Origin of the sequence: Pseudomonas ulcerans, from assembly GCF_036324125.1 — a bacterium.
GTDB lineage: Bacteria > Pseudomonadota > Gammaproteobacteria > Pseudomonadales > Pseudomonadaceae > Aquipseudomonas > Aquipseudomonas ulcerans.
This window is the reverse complement of the sequence record NZ_JAZDQN010000006.1, coordinates 217,175-232,281: the sequence shown is the minus strand read 5'-3', so window position 1 is coordinate 232,281 and position 15,107 is coordinate 217,175. Positions and strand designations below refer to the sequence as shown.

The window sequence follows — 15,107 nt, the reverse complement described above, 5'->3', positions numbered from 1 at the left end:
CCACCTGGAACGCCTAACTCGTTGATATTCAAGGAGTTTTCCGTTTCGACTGCGCCGGAAGTGGGGCGAAGTATAGAGAGATAAAACGGGGCGTCAAGGGCTGAATTGAAACTTTTTCAAAACAGCCCTGAAACAGCACTGACATCTATATAGGGAGAGCGCCTTCTTACTCAGCCTTCAGGGTGATCCGTGCGAAGGCTTTCTTGCCAGCCTGACAGACGTGAGTCTTGCCAAGGGCGAAAACAAAGGCTCGATCGACCACTTCACCATCGATGCGCACGCTACCTGCCGCCAGCAGATCCCGCGCAGCCGCGGAGTTCTTAACCAGGCCAGCCTTGTTCAATACAGCAGAGATCGGCATGTCTTCTGCAGCGGTCACCTCGACCTCCGGCAGATCTTCCGGCAACTCGCCATCCTTCATGCGGTTACCCGCAGCACGGTGAGCATTGGCCGCTGCTTCTTCGCCATGGAAACGGGCAACGATTTCTTCAGCCAGCTTGATCTTGATGTCACGCGGGTTGGCACCCGCAGCAACTTCGGCGCGGAAGCCATCGATCTCCTCCATGGAGCGGAAGCTGAGCAGCTCGAAGTAGCGCCACATCAGGGTGTCAGGGATCGACACCAGCTTGCTGTACATCACCCCCGGCGCTTCCTGGATGCCAACGTAGTTGCCCAGCGACTTGGACATCTTCTTCACGCCATCGAGACCTTCCAGCAACGGCATGGTCACGATGTTCTGAGCCTCCTGACCATAGCCGCGCTGCAGCTCGCGCCCCATCAGCAGGTTGAACTTCTGGTCGGTACCGCCCAGCTCGACATCCGCCTTCAGCGCCACGGAGTCGTAGCCCTGAACCAGCGGGTAGAGGAACTCGTGGATAGCAATCGGCTGGTTGCTGGTGTAGCGCTTGTCGAAGTCGTCGCGCTCGAGCATCCGCGCCACAGTGTACTGCGAAGCCAGGCGAATGAAGTCAGCCGGGGTCAGCTTGTCCATCCAGGTGGAGTTGAACGCCACCTCGGTCTTGGCCGGATCGAGAATCTTGAAGACCTGCTGTTTATAGGTCTCGGCATTATCCAGAACCTGCTCACGGGTCAGTGGCGGGCGAGTAGCGCTCTTGCCGCTCGGGTCACCGATCATCCCGGTGAAGTCACCGATCAGGAAGATCACCTGGTGACCCAGATCCTGGAACTGACGCAGTTTGTTGATCAGCACCGTGTGCCCCAGGTGCAGGTCAGGCGCGGTAGGGTCGAAACCCGCCTTGATGCGCAGCGGCTGGCCACGCTTGAGTTTCTCGACCAGTTCGGACTCGACCAGTACCTCTTCCGCTCCACGCTTGATCAGCGCTAGCTGCTCTTCAACCGACTTCATAAACAGACCCGCAGGCTCAGATTCTAAAGGGCCCCAACCATACAAGATCAGCCATCAATTACAAGATCATAGGCCGGATGTGACCCGTGTAGCACTTGCTGACGTCTGAGCGACTTGCTTTGGAAGGGATTTGGTTATATTTTATACAGTTATTTCATCTTCATCATGTCATTCATCTTTTCCATTCCATCTTTTTCAAAGTCAATTCATCCATGACCAACGAACCGACTAAAGCGCCTCCGCTTTATCCGAAGAGCCACCTGTTGGCCGCGAGCGGCATCGCCGCATTGCTCAGCCTGGCCTTGCTGGTATTCCCGTCCAGCGAAGTCGAAGCCAAGCGGACCACCCTCAACCTGGAACTGGAAGCTCCGGCCGAGCAGCTCAAGACCCAGCCCGAGCAGCCTCTGGCCGGCGAAGAAACCAGCGCCTCGCCTTTCGCGCAGATCGATAACGCCGAAGCCCCGGCCGAAGAGACCGCCAAGGCCGAACCAACGCCGAAAGCACAAGACGTCGCCGAGGAGGCCTCCGCAAAGGAGCCTGACCACCGTGAAGTGACCGTGGCCCGCGGCGACACCCTGTCGACGCTGTTCGCCAAGCTCGGCCTGCCTGCCAGCGCCGTGCACGAAGTGCTGGCCAGCAACAAGCAGGCGAAGCAGTTCAGCCAGCTCAAGCACGGCCAGGTACTGCAGATCGAACTGGACAAGGATGGCCAACTGGCCAGCCTGCACAGCAAGGTAAGCGATCTCGAAACCATCCGCTTGACCAGGAGTGCCAACGGTTATGCCTTCAACCGCGAGGTGACCAAGCCGGTCACCCGCTCCGCCTACGTGCATGGCGTGATCAAGAGCTCGCTGTCTGCCTCTGCGCAGCGTGCCGGCCTGTCGCACAACATGACCATGGATATGGCCAACATCTTCGGCTACGACATCGACTTCGCCCAGGACATCCGCCAGGGCGACGAATTCGACGTCATCTACGAACAGAAGATGGTCGATGGCAAGGTAGTCGGTACCGGCAACATCCTCTCCGCACGCTTCACCAATCGCGGCAAGACCTACAGCGCCGTGCGCTACACCAACAAGGCCGGCAGCACCAGCTACTACACCGCCGATGGCAACAGCATGCGCAAGGCGTTCATCCGTACCCCGGTGGACTTCGCCCGCATCAGCTCGCGCTTCTCTGCGGGCCGCAAGCACCCGATCCTGAACAAGATCCGCGCGCACAAGGGCGTCGACTACGCTGCGCCACGCGGTACTCCGATCAAGGCCGCCGGTGATGGCAAGGTCCTGCTGGCCGGTCGTCGCGGCGGCTACGGCAACACCGTGATCATCCAGCACGGCAGCACCTACCAGACGCTCTACGGCCACATGCAGGGCTTCGCGAAGGGCGTGAAGACTGGCGGCAGCGTCAAGCAGGGCCAGGTGATCGGCTATATCGGCACCACCGGCCTGTCCACTGGCCCACACCTACACTATGAGTTCCAGGTGAATGGCGTGCACGTCGACCCGCTGGGCCAGAAACTGCCGATGGCCGACCCTATCGCCAAGACCGAGCGCCAGCGCTTCATGCAGCAGAGCCAGCCACTGATGGCACGCATGGACCAGGAAAAGGCCACCATGCTTGCCATGAACAAGCGCTGACTCATGGCTCTCTACTTGGGAGTGATGTCCGGCACCAGCCTCGATGGGCTGGACATCGCCTTGATCGAACAAGCGCCGCGCGTTTCGCTACTCGCCAGCCACTACATCCCGATGCCCGAAACGCTGCGCCTGGCCATGCTCGGCCTTTGCGCCAGCGGGCCCGACGAGATCGCCCGTGCTGCCCTGGCGGAAGCCGAATGGGTACGCCACGCGGCACAGGGCATTGCAGAGCTTCTCGCCGCGCAGAACCTGTGCCCTCAAGACATCCGTGCCATCGGCAGCCACGGCCAGACCATCCGACACGAACCGAGCCGCGGCTTCACCGTGCAGATCGGCAACCCCGCCCTGCTCGCCGAGCTGACCGGCATCACCGTGGTGGGTGACTTCCGCCGCCGTGACGTCGCCGCCGGTGGCCAAGGCGCTCCGCTGGTCCCGGCATTCCACGATGCTCTCTTCAACGCCCAGGGCGAACACCTGGCGGTGCTCAACGTCGGTGGTTTCAGCAACCTCAGCCTGATCGAACAGGACAAGCCGGTCAGCGGCTTCGACTGCGGACCGGGCAACGTGCTGATGGACGCCTGGATCAACGAGAAACGCGGCCTCGGCTACGATGCCAAGGGTGCCTGGGCGGACAGCGGCAAGGTTCTCCCGGGCCTGCTCAACAACTTCCTCAGCGACCCGTTCTTCGCCGGCACCGGCCCCAAGAGCACAGGCCGCGAACTGTTCAACCTGCCGTGGCTGCAGCACCACCTGAGCACCCAGCCGGCCTGCGCCGACGAGGATGTCCAGGCCACCCTGCTGGAACTGACCGCGCTGAGCATCGTCGACTCGCTGAAAAAGGCCCAGGACGACACCCAGGTCCTGCTGGTCTGTGGTGGCGGCGCTCACAACGATGCACTGATGGCACGTCTTGCTGCCCTGCTGCCCAACGCCAAGGTCAGCAGCACCGCCGAATTCGGCGTTGATCCGGACTGGGTCGAAGCCATGGCGTTCGCCTGGCTGGCGCATTGCTGCCTGGAAGGGATCGCCGGCAACCGCCCCAGCGTCACTGGCGCTCGCGGCCTGCGCGTGCTCGGCGCCATCTACCCGGCGTAGACCGCAGAAAGCAAAACGCCGCGCAAAAGCGCGGCGTCAGCAAAGAATCCCGGCGAATCAGATCGAGAACGAGGAACCACACCCGCAGGTGGTGGTGGCGTTCGGGTTCTTGATGACGAAGCGCGAACCTTCCAGGCCTTCCTGGTAGTCCACCTCGGCACCGGCCAGGTACTGGAAGCTCATCGGGTCGACCACCAGGGACACGCCCTCGCGCTCGACGATGGTGTCGTCTTCAGCGACATCTTCATCGAAGGTGAAACCGTACTGGAAGCCGGAGCAGCCACCGCCCGTCACGAAAACCCGCAACTTCAGACGATCATTGCCCTCTTCGTCAACCAGGGTCTTCACCTTGTGCGCGGCGTTGTGCGTGAACTGCAAAGCCGAAGGGGTGAAGGATTCGACGCTCATGCTGAATATCTCCCGGCGTTATGCCGCCATTGCGTGATGGCGCGCATTATCCGCTTCCCCTAGAAAATCGGTCAACTATAGAAGCGGCATCAGGCTACGAGCGGAAGGTATAAGTCCCGCTCGCAGCCCGATGTGATAGCCGTTAAGGCAGCAGGCCAGCGTGGGACAGGCCCAAGCGCTCGTCGAGGCCGAAGAGGATGTTGAGGTTCTGGACAGCCTGGCCGGAAGCGCCCTTCACCAGGTTGTCGATGACCGACAGCACCACCACCAGGTCACCGCCCTGAGGACGGTGCACGGCGATACGGCAGACGTTGGCGCCCTTCACGCTGCGGGTCTCCGGGTGGCTTCCGGCCGGCATCACGTCGACGAACGGCTCGTCGGCGTAGCGTTTCTCGAACAGCGCCTGGAGGTCCACCGAGGTATCGGCGACGGTGGCGTACAGGGTCGAGTGGATGCCGCGGATCATCGGGGTCAGGTGCGGCACGAAGGTCAGGCCGACCTCGCCACCGGCAGCGCGGCGCAGGCCCTGACGAATCTCCGGCAGGTGGCGGTGACCTTTCACCGCGTAGGCCTTCATGCTCTCGCCGGCCTCGCAGAACAGCGAACCGACGCTGGCACCACGACCGGCGCCGCTGACACCCGACTTGCAGTCGGCGATCAACCGCGAGGCATCGGCGATCCCTGCCTCCAGCAGCGGCAGGAAGCCCAGTTGGGTGGCCGTCGGATAGCAGCCCGGCACCGCAATCAGGCGCGCCTGGCGGATCTGCTCGCGATTGACTTCCGGCAGGCCGTAGACCGCGTCCTTCAGCAGCTCGGGGGCGCCGTGCGGCTGGCCGTACCACTTGGCCCACTCGTCGGCATCCTGCAGGCGGAAGTCGGCGGACAGGTCGATGACCTTGGTCCCGGCCGCCAGCAGCTCGCCGGCCAGGGCGTGGGCTACGCCATGCGGGGTGGCGAAGAACACCACGTCGCAGGCGGCCAGGGTCTTGGTGTCTGGCACGCTGAAGGCCAAGCCGTCGTAATGGCCTCGCAGGTTCGGGTACATGTCGGCCACTGCCAGGCCCGCTTCCGAGCGCGAGGTGATGACGGCAACTTCTGCCTGAGGATGCTGTGCCAGCAGACGCAGCAACTCGACACCGGTGTAACCCGTGCCGCCGACGATACCGACCTTGACCATGTACTGCCCCCTATCAACGAACCGACTGGAAAACCAGTGATGATAGGGGGCCCGGATGACGCCCACAACCATTGAGATGACGGGCGCGGCGCGTAACCACTACTATCTGACGACCGTGAATCGCCAAGGACCAGAAAACATGCTTTACCTATGGATCAAAGCCCTGCATATCGTCAGCATCGTCTGCTGGTTTGCCGGGCTGTTCTACCTGCCCCGCCTGTTCGTCTACCACGCTGCCAGCGAAGACCAGATCAGCCGCGACCGCTTCGTGGTCATGGAGCGCAAGCTGTACCGCTTCATCATGGGCCCGGCGATGATCGCCGCGTTCGTCTTCGGCATCTGGATGCTGTACCTGGTTCCGGACTGGCTGAAGCAGGGCTGGCTGCACGCCAAGCTGACACTGGTGTTCCTGCTGACCGGCTACCATCACATGTGCGGCGCCAACGTGAAGCGCTTCGCCCGCGGCGAGAACTCCCGCAGCCATACCTACTTCCGCTGGTTCAACGAAGTGCCGGTGGTGTTTCTGCTGCTCATCGTAATTCTGGTGGTCGTCAAGCCGTTCTGACAGTAGCCGCCTCCAACACGAGAACCTGCCATGTCATTGCCCGCTCTGCTCGAACAACGCCTGCGCCTGCCCGTGGTGGCGGCACCGATGTTTCTGATTTCCAACCCGCAACTGGTCCTGGCTTGTTGCCGCAACGGCGTGATGGGCAGTTTTCCCGCGCTGAACCAGCGTGACACCGCCGGTTTCAAGGCCTGGCTGGAGGAGATCGACGCCGGCCTGGCCGACCTGGAGAACCCCGCGCCCCATGCGGTAAACCTGATCGTCCACCAGAGCAACCCAAGGCTGCAGGCCGACCTGGCGGTGTGCATCGAGCACAAGGTGCCGGTGGTCATCACCAGCCTCGGCGCGGTCAAGGAGGTGGTGGACGCCGTGCACAGCTACGGAGGTCTGGTATTCCACGATGTCACCACCCGGCGCCATGCGGAAAAGGCCGCACAGGCCGGGGTCGACGGCCTGATCGCCGTGGCCGCCGGTGCCGGCGGGCATGCCGGGACCTGGAGCCCGTTCGCCCTGGTCAGCGAAATACGCCAGTTCTTCGACAAGACCCTGCTGCTCGCCGGCTGCCTCAACCGCGGTCACGAGATCCTTGCCGCACAGCTGATGGGCGCAGACCTGGCCTACCTCGGCACGCACTTCATTGCCAGCCAGGAAAGCCAGGCCCCAGCGGAATACAAGGCCATGCTGCTGGAAGCCAAGGCTGCCGATATCGTGCACACCCCTGTGGTCTCCGGCGTTCCGGCCAGCTTCATGCGCCAGAGCCTGGAAAAGGCCGGCTATGACCTGGCCAACCTGGCGAAGGGCGGCGAGATTCAGCTCAAGCCAATCCACGAGGAAGCCAAGGCCTGGAAGACCGTATGGTCTGCCGGCCAGGGCGCAGGCGCCATCGACGAGCAATTGCCCGTGGAACGACTGATCGCTCGCCTCGACGCCGAATACCGCCAGGCGCTGCAGACGGCGAATCGCCTGGGCACGCACTGGCCACGCTGACGGGGCAGCCTTTGTCCCGCGCTCGCTGTAGACTACTCGCCCTTTCGAACGCCCCTGTCCCTGGAGAACTGCATGACCCGTTACGCCATGATCACCGGTGCCTCCAGCGGTCTGGGCCTGGCACTGGCCGAAGCATTGGCGCGGCGGGGACGCAACCTGATCCTGGTGGCGCGCAAGCGCGAAATGCTGGAGCCGGTGGCCATCGAGCTGACCCAGCGTTTCGGCGTGGAGGTGCTGTTCCGTGCCTGCGACCTCGGCGAACCGCTGCGCCTGTCCGGTTTCCTGCTGGAGCTGGAAGAAGGCGAGCGGCAGATCGACCTGCTGGTGAACTGCGCCGGGATCCGTTCGTACGGTCATTTCCTCGCCCAGGAATGGGCTGACGAGCAGGATCTGGTCGAGGTCAACATCCTCGCCCTGACCCGACTCTGCCATGCCCTGGGCAACGCCATGGCCGTACAGGGCGGCGGGCAGATCCTCAATGTCGCTTCGCTGGCCGCCTTCGCGCCAGGCCCTTGGATGAGCAGCTACGCGGCGAGCAAGGCCTATGTGCTGCATTTCTCCGAAGGCCTGCGGGAAGAACTCCGACAGACCGGGATCAAGGTCTCGGTGCTCTGCCCTGGCCCGGTACGCTCAGCGAACCGGCGCATTCCTCGCCTCGACGACAGCAAGCGCTGCCTGAGCCCGGAAGAAGTGGCGCTATATACGGTGCGCGCGCTGGATCGCAACCAGGCGATCATCATTCCCGGCCGGCGCAACCGCTGGCTGGCCCGCGCGCCACGCCTGCTGGGCCGCTGGCTGAGCCGCAAGCTGGCCGGGGCGATCAACCGCGCCTACTGCCCGCGCTGAAGCGAATCGCCACTGGGCGGCGGCGCGCCGGCTGAGTACACTCGGGCCCGACCACCACCATGGAGAAGCGTTGTGGATACTATCTTCACCAAGATCATCAACCGGGAAATCCCGGCGAAGATCATCTACGAGGACGATCAGGTCCTGGCGTTCCACGATATCGCCCCGCAGGCGCCGGTACATTTCCTGGTCATCCCGAAAAAGCCGATCCGCACCCTCAACGACCTCACCGAGGAAGACAAGGGGCTGGCCGGCCACATCCTGTTCACCGCCCAGCGCCTGGCCAAGGAACTGGGTTGCGAGGATGGCTTCCGCGTAGTGATGAACTGCAACGAGCTGGGCGGCCAGACCGTCTACCACATCCATATGCACGTCCTCGGCCAGCGCCAGATGCACTGGCCGCCGGGCTGATCCAGCGCAAGCCCTGTCACGGGGATTGAGTTAGACTGTCGGGCACATTCTTGCGGAGGTGCCCGATGGCTACCGAACGTCAATACTCGCCGGTCGACCGCTTGTTGCTGCAGGCCGACACCGCCATGCGCACCTTGCTGCCCTTCAGCGGCCAACCTACCCGTCCCTCTCCTGCGATCGTCCAGCCCGAAGCCGAGCTCGACGCCAAGCAGACCCGGCATATCGCCGGCCTCATGCGCATCAACCACACCGGCGAAGTCTGCGCCCAGGCGCTCTATCAGGGCCAGGCCCTGACCGCCAAGCTGCCGGAAGTACGCAAGGCGATGGAGCAGGCCGCCGACGAGGAAATCGACCACCTGGTCTGGTGCGAGCAGCGCATTCGCCAGTTGGGCAGTTCCCCCAGCGTCCTCAACCCGCTGTTCTATGGCATGTCCTTCGGTATCGGTGCCGTCGCCGGGCTGATCAGCGACAAGGTCAGCCTAGGCTTCGTCGCCGCTACCGAGCACCAGGTATGCAAGCATCTCGACGAGCACCTGGAGCAGATCCCGCCGGAAGACGAGAAGTCCCGGGCAATCCTCGAACAGATGCGCATCGACGAGGAACACCACGCCGACATGGCGCTGGACGCCGGCGGTTTCCGCTTCCCGGCCCCGGTCAAGTTCGGCATGAGCCTGATGGCCAAGGTCATGACCAAAAGCACCTATCGCATCTGAGCCATCATGGCCGAGCGCTTCGATGCCAGGGAGCTGGCCCGTGCGGTTGATGCAGGCCTGCTGAGCCACGAGCAGGAACAGGCGCTGCTGCACTTCCTGCGCCGGCAACCGCAGCAACAGCCCGTTTTCCAGCTGGCCCATGTGGCTTTCTACCTTGGCGCCCTGCTGATCATGGGCGCCATGGGCTGGCTGCTCAGCGAAGCCTGGATGCGCATCGGCGATGGCGCCCTGCTCGCTGTCGCCCTTCTCTATATCACCCTGCTGACCGGCGCCGGCCTGGCCATGCAACGCCGGGGCCAGACGATTCCCGGCGGCGTACTCGCCGCGGTGGCGGTGAGCATCGTGCCGCTGGCGGTGTTCGCCATCGAGCGCCTGACAGGTTTCTGGCCACTGGATGATGTCCAGGGCGAGTATCACAACTACTACCGCTACGTGCAGGGCGGTTGGCTGCTGATGGAAGTGGCCACGGTGTGTGCCGGCCTGCTGATGCTGCGGCTGATCCCCTTCCCGTTCATCGTCATGCCGATCGCCGTGGCCCTGTGGTTCATGTCCATGGACCTGAGCGAATGGTTCTACGGCGATGTGTTCACCTGGGAGCAACGCCAGACCGTCTCGCTATGGTTCGGCCTCGGCTTGCTGCTGGTGTTCGTGCTGATCGACGGCCGCACCCGCAGGGACTACGCGTTCTGGGGTTACCTGGCCGGATTGCTGGCGTTCTGGGGTGGGCTGACCTCGATGAACAGCGACAGCGAGGTGGGCAAGGCGCTGTACTGCCTGGTCAACGTGGGCTTGATGCTGGTCGCGGTGCTGTTGCGCCGACCGATGTTCATGGTCTTCGGCGCATTGGGGGTGGCCGCCTACCTCGGCTACCTGTCGTACGAGGTATTCGCCGAGTCGCTCCTGTTCCCGCTGGTGCTGAGCCTGATCGGCGCGGCGGTGATCGGCCTGGGCTTGCTCTACCAGAAGCACCGCGAGCGACTCAGCGAAAAACTGCGCGCCGCACTGCCGGCCAGCCTGGTGCAATGGCTGCCAGCCCTACGGCGCTGATGGTTCAGCCGAGTTCAACGATCTCGTAGCTGTGGGTGATATCGACACCTGCGCGGCCCAGCATGATCGAGGCCGAGCAATACTTCTCCGCCGACAGCTCCACCGCACGCTTGACCTGGGCCTCCTTCAGCCCGCGGCCCTTGACCACGAAGCGCAGGTGGATCTTGGTGAAGACCTTGGGATCCTCGTCGGCACGCTCGGCTTCGAGGAAGGCTTCGCAGCTTTCCACGGCCTGGCGGGATTTCTTCAGGATGCTGACCACATCGAAGTTGCTGCAGCCACCCAGGCCCAGCAGCAGCATTTCCATTGGCCGCACGCCCAGGTTGCGCCCGCCGGCATCGGGCGGACCATCCATCACCACGACATGGCCGCTGCCCGATTCGCCCAGGAACATGGCCTCACCGGCCCACTGGATACGCGCCTTCATAACCCGCTCTCCGCATCTCGAAAAAAATGGCTGCCAGCTTAGTCCCTACCGGCAAAAGCGAAAAGACTTAAGCGTTCGAGTAAATATGCCGATACAGGTGCAGTGTCTGATAAACTGACGCCAAATTGATGGCGTTTTGCACCCATCCCAAAACTATAAATACTCACGGACCGCGTATTTCGGGGCTTAACCATGGTTGCCGCAACACTTTCAGCCAAGATCAAGAACGTCGACAAGCTGCTCGCGCACTGCCAGCGCCGCCGCTTCCCGGCCAAAAGCAACATCCTCAGTGCCGGCGACACCGCTGAAACCCTGTCTTTCATTGTCAAAGGCTCGGTGACCATCCTGATCGAAGGCGACGATGGTCGGGAAATGATCATCGCCTACCTCAACAGCGGCGACTTCTTCGGCGAACTCGGACTTTTCGAACCAGCGGGCAAGGAACAGCAGCGCAGTGCCTGGGTGCGGGCCAAGACCGAATGTGAGGTAGCGGAAATCAGCTACGAGAAATTCCGCGAACTGGCGCGCCAGGACCAGGACATTCTCTACGCCCTGGGCAGCCAGATGGCCCAGCGCCTGCGCAACACCACGCGCAAGGTCGGCGACCTGGCGTTCTTCGACGTGACGGGCCGGGTCGCCCGCTGCTTGCTGGAGTTGTGCAAGCAACCGGATGCCATGACCCACCCGGACGGCATGCAGATCAAGATCACCCGCCAGGAAATCGGACGTATCGTCGGTTGCTCGCGGGAAATGGTCGGTCGCGTTCTCAAGGACCTTGAAGAACGCAACCTGGTGGATGTTAAGGGCAAGACCATGGTGGTCTACGGCACCCGTTAATCCTGTGGAATAGCCGCGATGGTCCGGGCGTAGGCCTGGGCCAGCCGCTCCAGCAGCGGTGCCTCGGGTACCACCTCGTGCAGGGCGATATGGCTGTCGGCCAGACAGCGTTGCTCCAGCTCGCAGCACTCATTGAAGCGGTTGACCGCCGCAACCATCGACTCGCGCTCGTTATCCAGCAGCAGCGCCCCATGTACCAGCACCACCGGACGCTTGCCCTCACGGCCCTGACGCCAGCGCTGGGCCGTGCCGACCAGCTTGCGGCCGTTGAGATTGACGTTGTAGCGTCCGTCGCAGAACGCGCCCTCGATCTCCCCCACCGACGCCACCCCGCCCCACTCCCGCAGCACCTCGCACAACGGCAGGCACAGGCGCTCGTAGGCACTCTCGATGCGGTTCTGATCACCTTCGCTGCGCGGCGCCACGTAGACCAGGGCAATGTTGATCACTGCCGGCGACTGTGGCACCGGCTCCCCACCGGTTTCCCGCAGCAACACGGGCCAGCCGGCAACCGCCAGCTCGCCACAGGCAGCCTCGAAACCTTCAAGCCGGCTCATGCGCCGCGGCATTACCAGCGCCCGGTCGGTCGGGCGCCAGAACAGCACTCCATGATCGCGCTCGCCCTTGCACACCGCCGCCAGCAGATCCTGCTCGGCATGCAACCCGGCCTCGACGGTTACGGCTACTGGTTGTTCGCTCATGACTTTCTTCCTGAAATGAAAAAGCCGGCAAACGCCGGCTTCGAATCGATCAGTCCAGCCCGTTCAGGCCTGGCACCACCCGTCCGGGAAAGAACAGGCGCTGCAGCTCCACCCCAGGGTGCTCGGCACGCATGAACGCCTCGCCCACCAGGAAGGAATAGACCTCGTTGATTTCCATCAGCTCGACATCGGCCCGGTTGAGGATGCCGCTCTCAGTGATGGCCAGGCGATCCCGGGGAATGCGCGGCAACAGGTCGAGAGTGGTTTCCAGACTGACCTCGAAGGTATGCAGGTTGCGGTTGTTGACCCCCACCAGCGGCGTGTCGAGGGTCTTCAGCGCGCGCTCCAGCTCGTCGCCGTCATGCACTTCCACCAGCACGTCGAGACCGACGCTCTTGGCGGTGGCGGCCAGCTCGGCCATCTTCACGTCGTCCAGGGCGGAGACGATCAGCAGCACGCAGTCGGCGCCCAGGGCACGGGCTTCGACGATCTGGTACGGATCGATCATGAAGTCCTTGCGGATCACCGGCAACTGCACGGCGGCACGAGCCTGCTGCAGGTAGACGTCGGCGCCCTGGAAGTAGTCGACATCGGTCAGCACCGACAGGCAGGTCGCCCCGCCTTTCTCGTAGCTGACGGCAATCTCGGCGGGAACGAAATTCTCGCGGATCACGCCCTTGCTCGGCGAAGCCTTCTTGATCTCGGCGATCACCGCAGGCTGCTTGCGCTTGGCCTGCTCGATCAGTGCATTGGCGAAACCGCGCGGCGCGTCGGCAGCTGCGGCCAGGCGCTCCAGTTCAGCCAGGCTGACCCGGGCACTGCGCTCGGCGACTTCCTCGACCTTGCGGGCGAGGATGTTTTCCAGAACCGTCGGCACGCTCATCCTTCGTTCTCCTGCTTGAATACCGCGGTAAAGGCACCCAGCTCTTCGAGCTTCTCGCGAGCCAGGCCAGTGTGCAGCGCATCGTGGGCCAGCTCGACGCCTTGTTTGAGGGTCATCGCCAGGTCGGCAGCATAGAGCGCGGCACCGGCGTTGAGGACGATCATTTCCGCGGCTTTCTGGCCGTTCTCGGTCTTGCGCCGGCCGATCGCGTCGCGGATCAGCGCCAGCGATTCTTCCGGACCGCTGACCGCCAGGCCGTGCAGGCTCTGGCTCTTCATGCCTAGGTCTTCCGGCTCGACCCAGTATTCGGTGATTTCACCGTTCTTCAGTTCGGCGACGAAAGTCGGCGCGGCCAGGCTGAATTCGTCCAGGCCATCCTTCGAATGCACCACCAGCACATGCTTGCTGCCCAAGCGCTGCAGCACTTCCGCCAGCGGACGGCACAGGGCCTGGGTGAACACGCCGACCACCTGGTGCTTCACACCGGCCGGATTCGTAAGCGGGCCGAGCATGTTGAACAGGGTCCGCAGACCCAGGTCGCGACGCGGACCAGCGGCGTGTTTCATCGCACTGTGGTGGGTCTGGGCGAACATGAAGCCGATACCGACGCTGTCGATGCAGCGGGCCACCTGCACCGGCGTCAGGTTCAGGTAGATACCCGCGGCTTCCAGCAGGTCGGCGCTGCCACTCTTGCCGGAGACCGCGCGATTGCCATGCTTGGCCACGGTGCAGCCGGCAGCGGCGACAACGAAGGCCGAAGCGGTGGAGACGTTGAAGATATTGGCGCCGTCGCCGCCGGTGCCGACGATATCGACCACGCCGTCGAGGGTGTTCAGTTCGACCTTGTCCGCCAGCTCACGCATCACCGAGACGGCGCCGACGATTTCGTCGATGCTCTCGCTCTTCATGCGCATGCCCATCAGGAAGGCGCCAATCTGCGCCTCGCTGCACTGGCCGGTCATGATCTGGCGCATCACGTCGCGCATTTCCTCGGTGGACAGGTCCAGGTGGCCGACGATCCGGCTCAATGCATTCTTGATATCCATGCTCGATCCTTAGCGGTGGCCGCCGGTCTGCTTGAGGAAGTTGGCGAACAGCGCGTGGCCCTGCTCGGTGAGGATCGACTCAGGGTGGAACTGCACGCCCTCGATGTTCAGGGTCTTGTGGCGCAGGCCCATGATCTCGTCGACGGAACCGTCTTCGAAGGCCGTCCAGGCGGTCATTTCCAGGCAGTCCGGCAGGGTCTCGCGCTTGACCACCAGCGAGTGGTAACGGGTCACGGTCAGCGGATTGTTGAGGCCGGCGAACACGCCCTTGTCCTCGTGGATGACCGGGCTGGTCTTGCCGTGCATGACCTGGCGCGCGCGCACCACCTCGCCACCGAAGGCCTGGCCGATGGACTGGTGGCCCAGGCACACGCCGAGGATCGGCAGCTTGCCGGCGAAGTGATGGATGGCGGCGATGGACACGCCGGCCTCGGTCGGGGTGCAGGGACCGGGGGAAACGACGATGCGCTCAGGCTGCAGGGCTTCGATCTGTTCGATGGTCAGTTCGTCGTTGCGAATGACCTTGACCTCGGCACCCAGCTCGCCGAAGTACTGGACGACGTTGTAGGTGAAGGAGTCGTAGTTGTCGATCATCAGTAACATCTGGGTTCAACCTCTTGAATACTGACTTTGAATGGCTGCCTTCCCGACTGCCGATAGGCAGTGCCGCCCACCCCGGTCGCAAGCGACGGTTGCAGAGGTGCGTGGAATCATTTCAGAAAGGCAAAACGTAACGGGCCGGCGGACCGGCAGGAGATAAAGTCAGGCGCGCCAACGCCAACGGGCGTGGGCCTTGATAACGCGCATCAAGAGTTTGCTGACGATCAACACGGGGTAGGTCTCGTTCATACGTTTCGGCACAGTAGCCTACGGAAACATTGCGTGCAATATCGGCAAGGCAGGAAGCGATGTATTTGCTACCTTCAATCGGCGCAATCCAAAAAAACAACGACAAGAA

At 63.0% G+C, this 15,107-nt stretch carries 18 protein-coding genes; 9 read left to right on the top strand and 9 right to left on the bottom strand.

Annotation, left to right across the window (positions count from 1 at the left end; genetic code table 11):
• Window positions 1–166 precede the first annotated feature (166 nt).
• Window positions 167–1,366: a tyrosine--tRNA ligase gene (gene tyrS, locus V0R59_RS08430; RefSeq protein WP_330074409.1), complete on the bottom strand. Its 1,200-nt coding sequence runs from the start codon at window positions 1,364–1,366 to the stop codon at window positions 167–169.
• A 212-nt stretch (window positions 1,367–1,578) separates the two neighbouring features.
• Here tyrS and V0R59_RS08425 point away from each other — a divergent pair, with 212 nt between their 5' ends.
• Both V0R59_RS08425 and V0R59_RS08420 read left to right on the top strand, forming a co-directional pair.
• On the top strand, window positions 1,579–3,006 hold the full coding sequence (locus V0R59_RS08425) for a peptidoglycan DD-metalloendopeptidase family protein (protein WP_330074408.1): 1,428 nt from the start codon (window positions 1,579–1,581) through the stop codon (window positions 3,004–3,006).
• Between the two features lie 3 nt (window positions 3,007–3,009).
• Entirely contained in the window at window positions 3,010–4,101 is a 1,092-nt protein-coding gene (locus V0R59_RS08420) for an anhydro-N-acetylmuramic acid kinase (protein ID WP_330074407.1), read from the top strand.
• 57 nt (window positions 4,102–4,158) lie between these two features.
• Here V0R59_RS08420 and erpA read toward each other — a convergent pair whose 3' ends face one another.
• Together erpA and argC are read right to left on the bottom strand one after the other, a co-directional pair.
• Window positions 4,159–4,509, bottom strand: coding sequence for an iron-sulfur cluster insertion protein ErpA (gene erpA / locus V0R59_RS08415; protein WP_330074406.1), 351 nt, complete (start codon window positions 4,507–4,509; stop codon window positions 4,159–4,161).
• Window positions 4,510–4,651: 142 nt separating this feature from the next.
• Entirely contained in the window at window positions 4,652–5,686 is a 1,035-nt protein-coding gene (gene argC, locus V0R59_RS08410) for an N-acetyl-gamma-glutamyl-phosphate reductase (protein ID WP_330074405.1), read from the bottom strand.
• 139 nt (window positions 5,687–5,825) lie between these two features.
• On the opposite strand from argC, the gene hemJ reads away from it, so the two are divergent.
• The 6 genes from hemJ (at window position 5,826) to V0R59_RS08380 (ending at window position 10,255) form a co-directional block, all read left to right on the top strand.
• Entirely contained in the window at window positions 5,826–6,251 is a 426-nt protein-coding gene (gene hemJ / locus V0R59_RS08405) for a protoporphyrinogen oxidase HemJ (RefSeq protein WP_330074404.1), read from the top strand.
• 30 nt (window positions 6,252–6,281) lie between these two features.
• A complete protein-coding gene (locus V0R59_RS08400; protein ID WP_330074403.1) occupies window positions 6,282–7,238 on the top strand; it encodes an NAD(P)H-dependent flavin oxidoreductase in 957 nt (318 codons plus the stop codon).
• A 72-nt stretch (window positions 7,239–7,310) separates the two neighbouring features.
• Window positions 7,311–8,084 (top strand): SDR family NAD(P)-dependent oxidoreductase, encoded by a 774-nt coding sequence (locus tag V0R59_RS08395; protein ID WP_330074402.1) that lies wholly within the window; start codon window positions 7,311–7,313, stop codon window positions 8,082–8,084.
• 72 nt (window positions 8,085–8,156) lie between these two features.
• A complete protein-coding gene (locus V0R59_RS08390) occupies window positions 8,157–8,495 on the top strand; it encodes a histidine triad nucleotide-binding protein (RefSeq protein WP_330074401.1) in 339 nt (112 codons plus the stop codon).
• 65 nt (window positions 8,496–8,560) lie between these two features.
• On the top strand, window positions 8,561–9,208 hold the full coding sequence (gene coq7 / locus V0R59_RS08385; protein ID WP_330074400.1) for a 2-polyprenyl-3-methyl-6-methoxy-1,4-benzoquinone monooxygenase: 648 nt from the start codon (window positions 8,561–8,563) through the stop codon (window positions 9,206–9,208).
• A 6-nt stretch (window positions 9,209–9,214) separates the two neighbouring features.
• Window positions 9,215–10,255, top strand: a complete 1,041-nt coding sequence (locus V0R59_RS08380; RefSeq protein WP_330074399.1) for a DUF2157 domain-containing protein — start codon at window positions 9,215–9,217, stop codon at window positions 10,253–10,255.
• A gap of 4 nt (window positions 10,256–10,259) precedes the next feature.
• Here V0R59_RS08380 and V0R59_RS08375 read toward each other — a convergent pair whose 3' ends face one another.
• Window positions 10,260–10,682, bottom strand: coding sequence for an OsmC family protein (locus tag V0R59_RS08375; RefSeq protein ID WP_262131203.1), 423 nt, complete (start codon window positions 10,680–10,682; stop codon window positions 10,260–10,262).
• Between the two features lie 192 nt (window positions 10,683–10,874).
• On the opposite strand from V0R59_RS08375, the gene crp reads away from it, so the two are divergent.
• On the top strand, window positions 10,875–11,519 hold the full coding sequence (crp, locus tag V0R59_RS08370) for a cAMP-activated global transcriptional regulator CRP (protein ID WP_330074398.1): 645 nt from the start codon (window positions 10,875–10,877) through the stop codon (window positions 11,517–11,519).
• On the opposite strand, the gene V0R59_RS08365 is transcribed toward crp, so the two are convergent.
• The 5 genes from V0R59_RS08365 to V0R59_RS08345 form a co-directional block, all read right to left on the bottom strand.
• Entirely contained in the window at window positions 11,516–12,220 is a 705-nt protein-coding gene (locus V0R59_RS08365; protein WP_330074397.1) for a lipoate--protein ligase family protein, read from the bottom strand. The genes crp and V0R59_RS08365 overlap by 4 nt on opposite strands.
• Before the next feature lie 49 nt (window positions 12,221–12,269).
• Window positions 12,270–13,103, bottom strand: coding sequence for an indole-3-glycerol phosphate synthase TrpC (trpC, locus tag V0R59_RS08360; RefSeq protein ID WP_330074396.1), 834 nt, complete (start codon window positions 13,101–13,103; stop codon window positions 12,270–12,272).
• Entirely contained in the window at window positions 13,100–14,149 is a 1,050-nt protein-coding gene (trpD, locus tag V0R59_RS08355) for an anthranilate phosphoribosyltransferase (protein ID WP_330074395.1), read from the bottom strand. Before trpD ends, trpC begins: the two co-directional genes overlap by 4 nt.
• Window positions 14,150–14,158: 9 nt before the next feature.
• Entirely contained in the window at window positions 14,159–14,752 is a 594-nt protein-coding gene (locus V0R59_RS08350; RefSeq protein WP_330074394.1) for an aminodeoxychorismate/anthranilate synthase component II, read from the bottom strand.
• Between the two features lie 112 nt (window positions 14,753–14,864).
• On the bottom strand, window positions 14,865–15,104 hold the full coding sequence (locus tag V0R59_RS08345; protein WP_330074411.1) for a hypothetical protein: 240 nt from the start codon (window positions 15,102–15,104) through the stop codon (window positions 14,865–14,867).
• Between the last annotated feature and the right edge of the window lie 3 nt (window positions 15,105–15,107).

Coding starts and splice junctions, on each gene's coding strand:
- V0R59_RS08375 (WP_262131203.1), bottom strand. CDS start 10,682: ATGAAGGCGCGTATCCAGTGGGCCGGTGAGGCCATGTTCCTGGGCGAA.
- erpA (WP_330074406.1), bottom strand. CDS start 4,509: ATGAGCGTCGAATCCTTCACCCCTTCGGCTTTGCAGTTCACGCACAAC.
- V0R59_RS08380 (WP_330074399.1), top strand. CDS start 9,215: ATGGCCGAGCGCTTCGATGCCAGGGAGCTGGCCCGTGCGGTTGATGCA.
- trpC (WP_330074396.1), bottom strand. CDS start 13,103: ATGAGCGTGCCGACGGTTCTGGAAAACATCCTCGCCCGCAAGGTCGAG.
- V0R59_RS08425 (WP_330074408.1), top strand. CDS start 1,579: ATGACCAACGAACCGACTAAAGCGCCTCCGCTTTATCCGAAGAGCCAC.
- trpD (WP_330074395.1), bottom strand. CDS start 14,149: ATGGATATCAAGAATGCATTGAGCCGGATCGTCGGCCACCTGGACCTG.
- argC (WP_330074405.1), bottom strand. CDS start 5,686: ATGGTCAAGGTCGGTATCGTCGGCGGCACGGGTTACACCGGTGTCGAG.
- tyrS (WP_330074409.1), bottom strand. CDS start 1,366: ATGAAGTCGGTTGAAGAGCAGCTAGCGCTGATCAAGCGTGGAGCGGAA.
- coq7 (WP_330074400.1), top strand. CDS start 8,561: ATGGCTACCGAACGTCAATACTCGCCGGTCGACCGCTTGTTGCTGCAG.
- V0R59_RS08420 (WP_330074407.1), top strand. CDS start 3,010: ATGGCTCTCTACTTGGGAGTGATGTCCGGCACCAGCCTCGATGGGCTG.
- crp (WP_330074398.1), top strand. CDS start 10,875: ATGGTTGCCGCAACACTTTCAGCCAAGATCAAGAACGTCGACAAGCTG.
- V0R59_RS08365 (WP_330074397.1), bottom strand. CDS start 12,220: ATGAGCGAACAACCAGTAGCCGTAACCGTCGAGGCCGGGTTGCATGCC.
- V0R59_RS08350 (WP_330074394.1), bottom strand. CDS start 14,752: ATGTTACTGATGATCGACAACTACGACTCCTTCACCTACAACGTCGTC.
- hemJ (WP_330074404.1), top strand. CDS start 5,826: ATGCTTTACCTATGGATCAAAGCCCTGCATATCGTCAGCATCGTCTGC.
- V0R59_RS08395 (WP_330074402.1), top strand. CDS start 7,311: ATGACCCGTTACGCCATGATCACCGGTGCCTCCAGCGGTCTGGGCCTG.
- V0R59_RS08400 (WP_330074403.1), top strand. CDS start 6,282: ATGTCATTGCCCGCTCTGCTCGAACAACGCCTGCGCCTGCCCGTGGTG.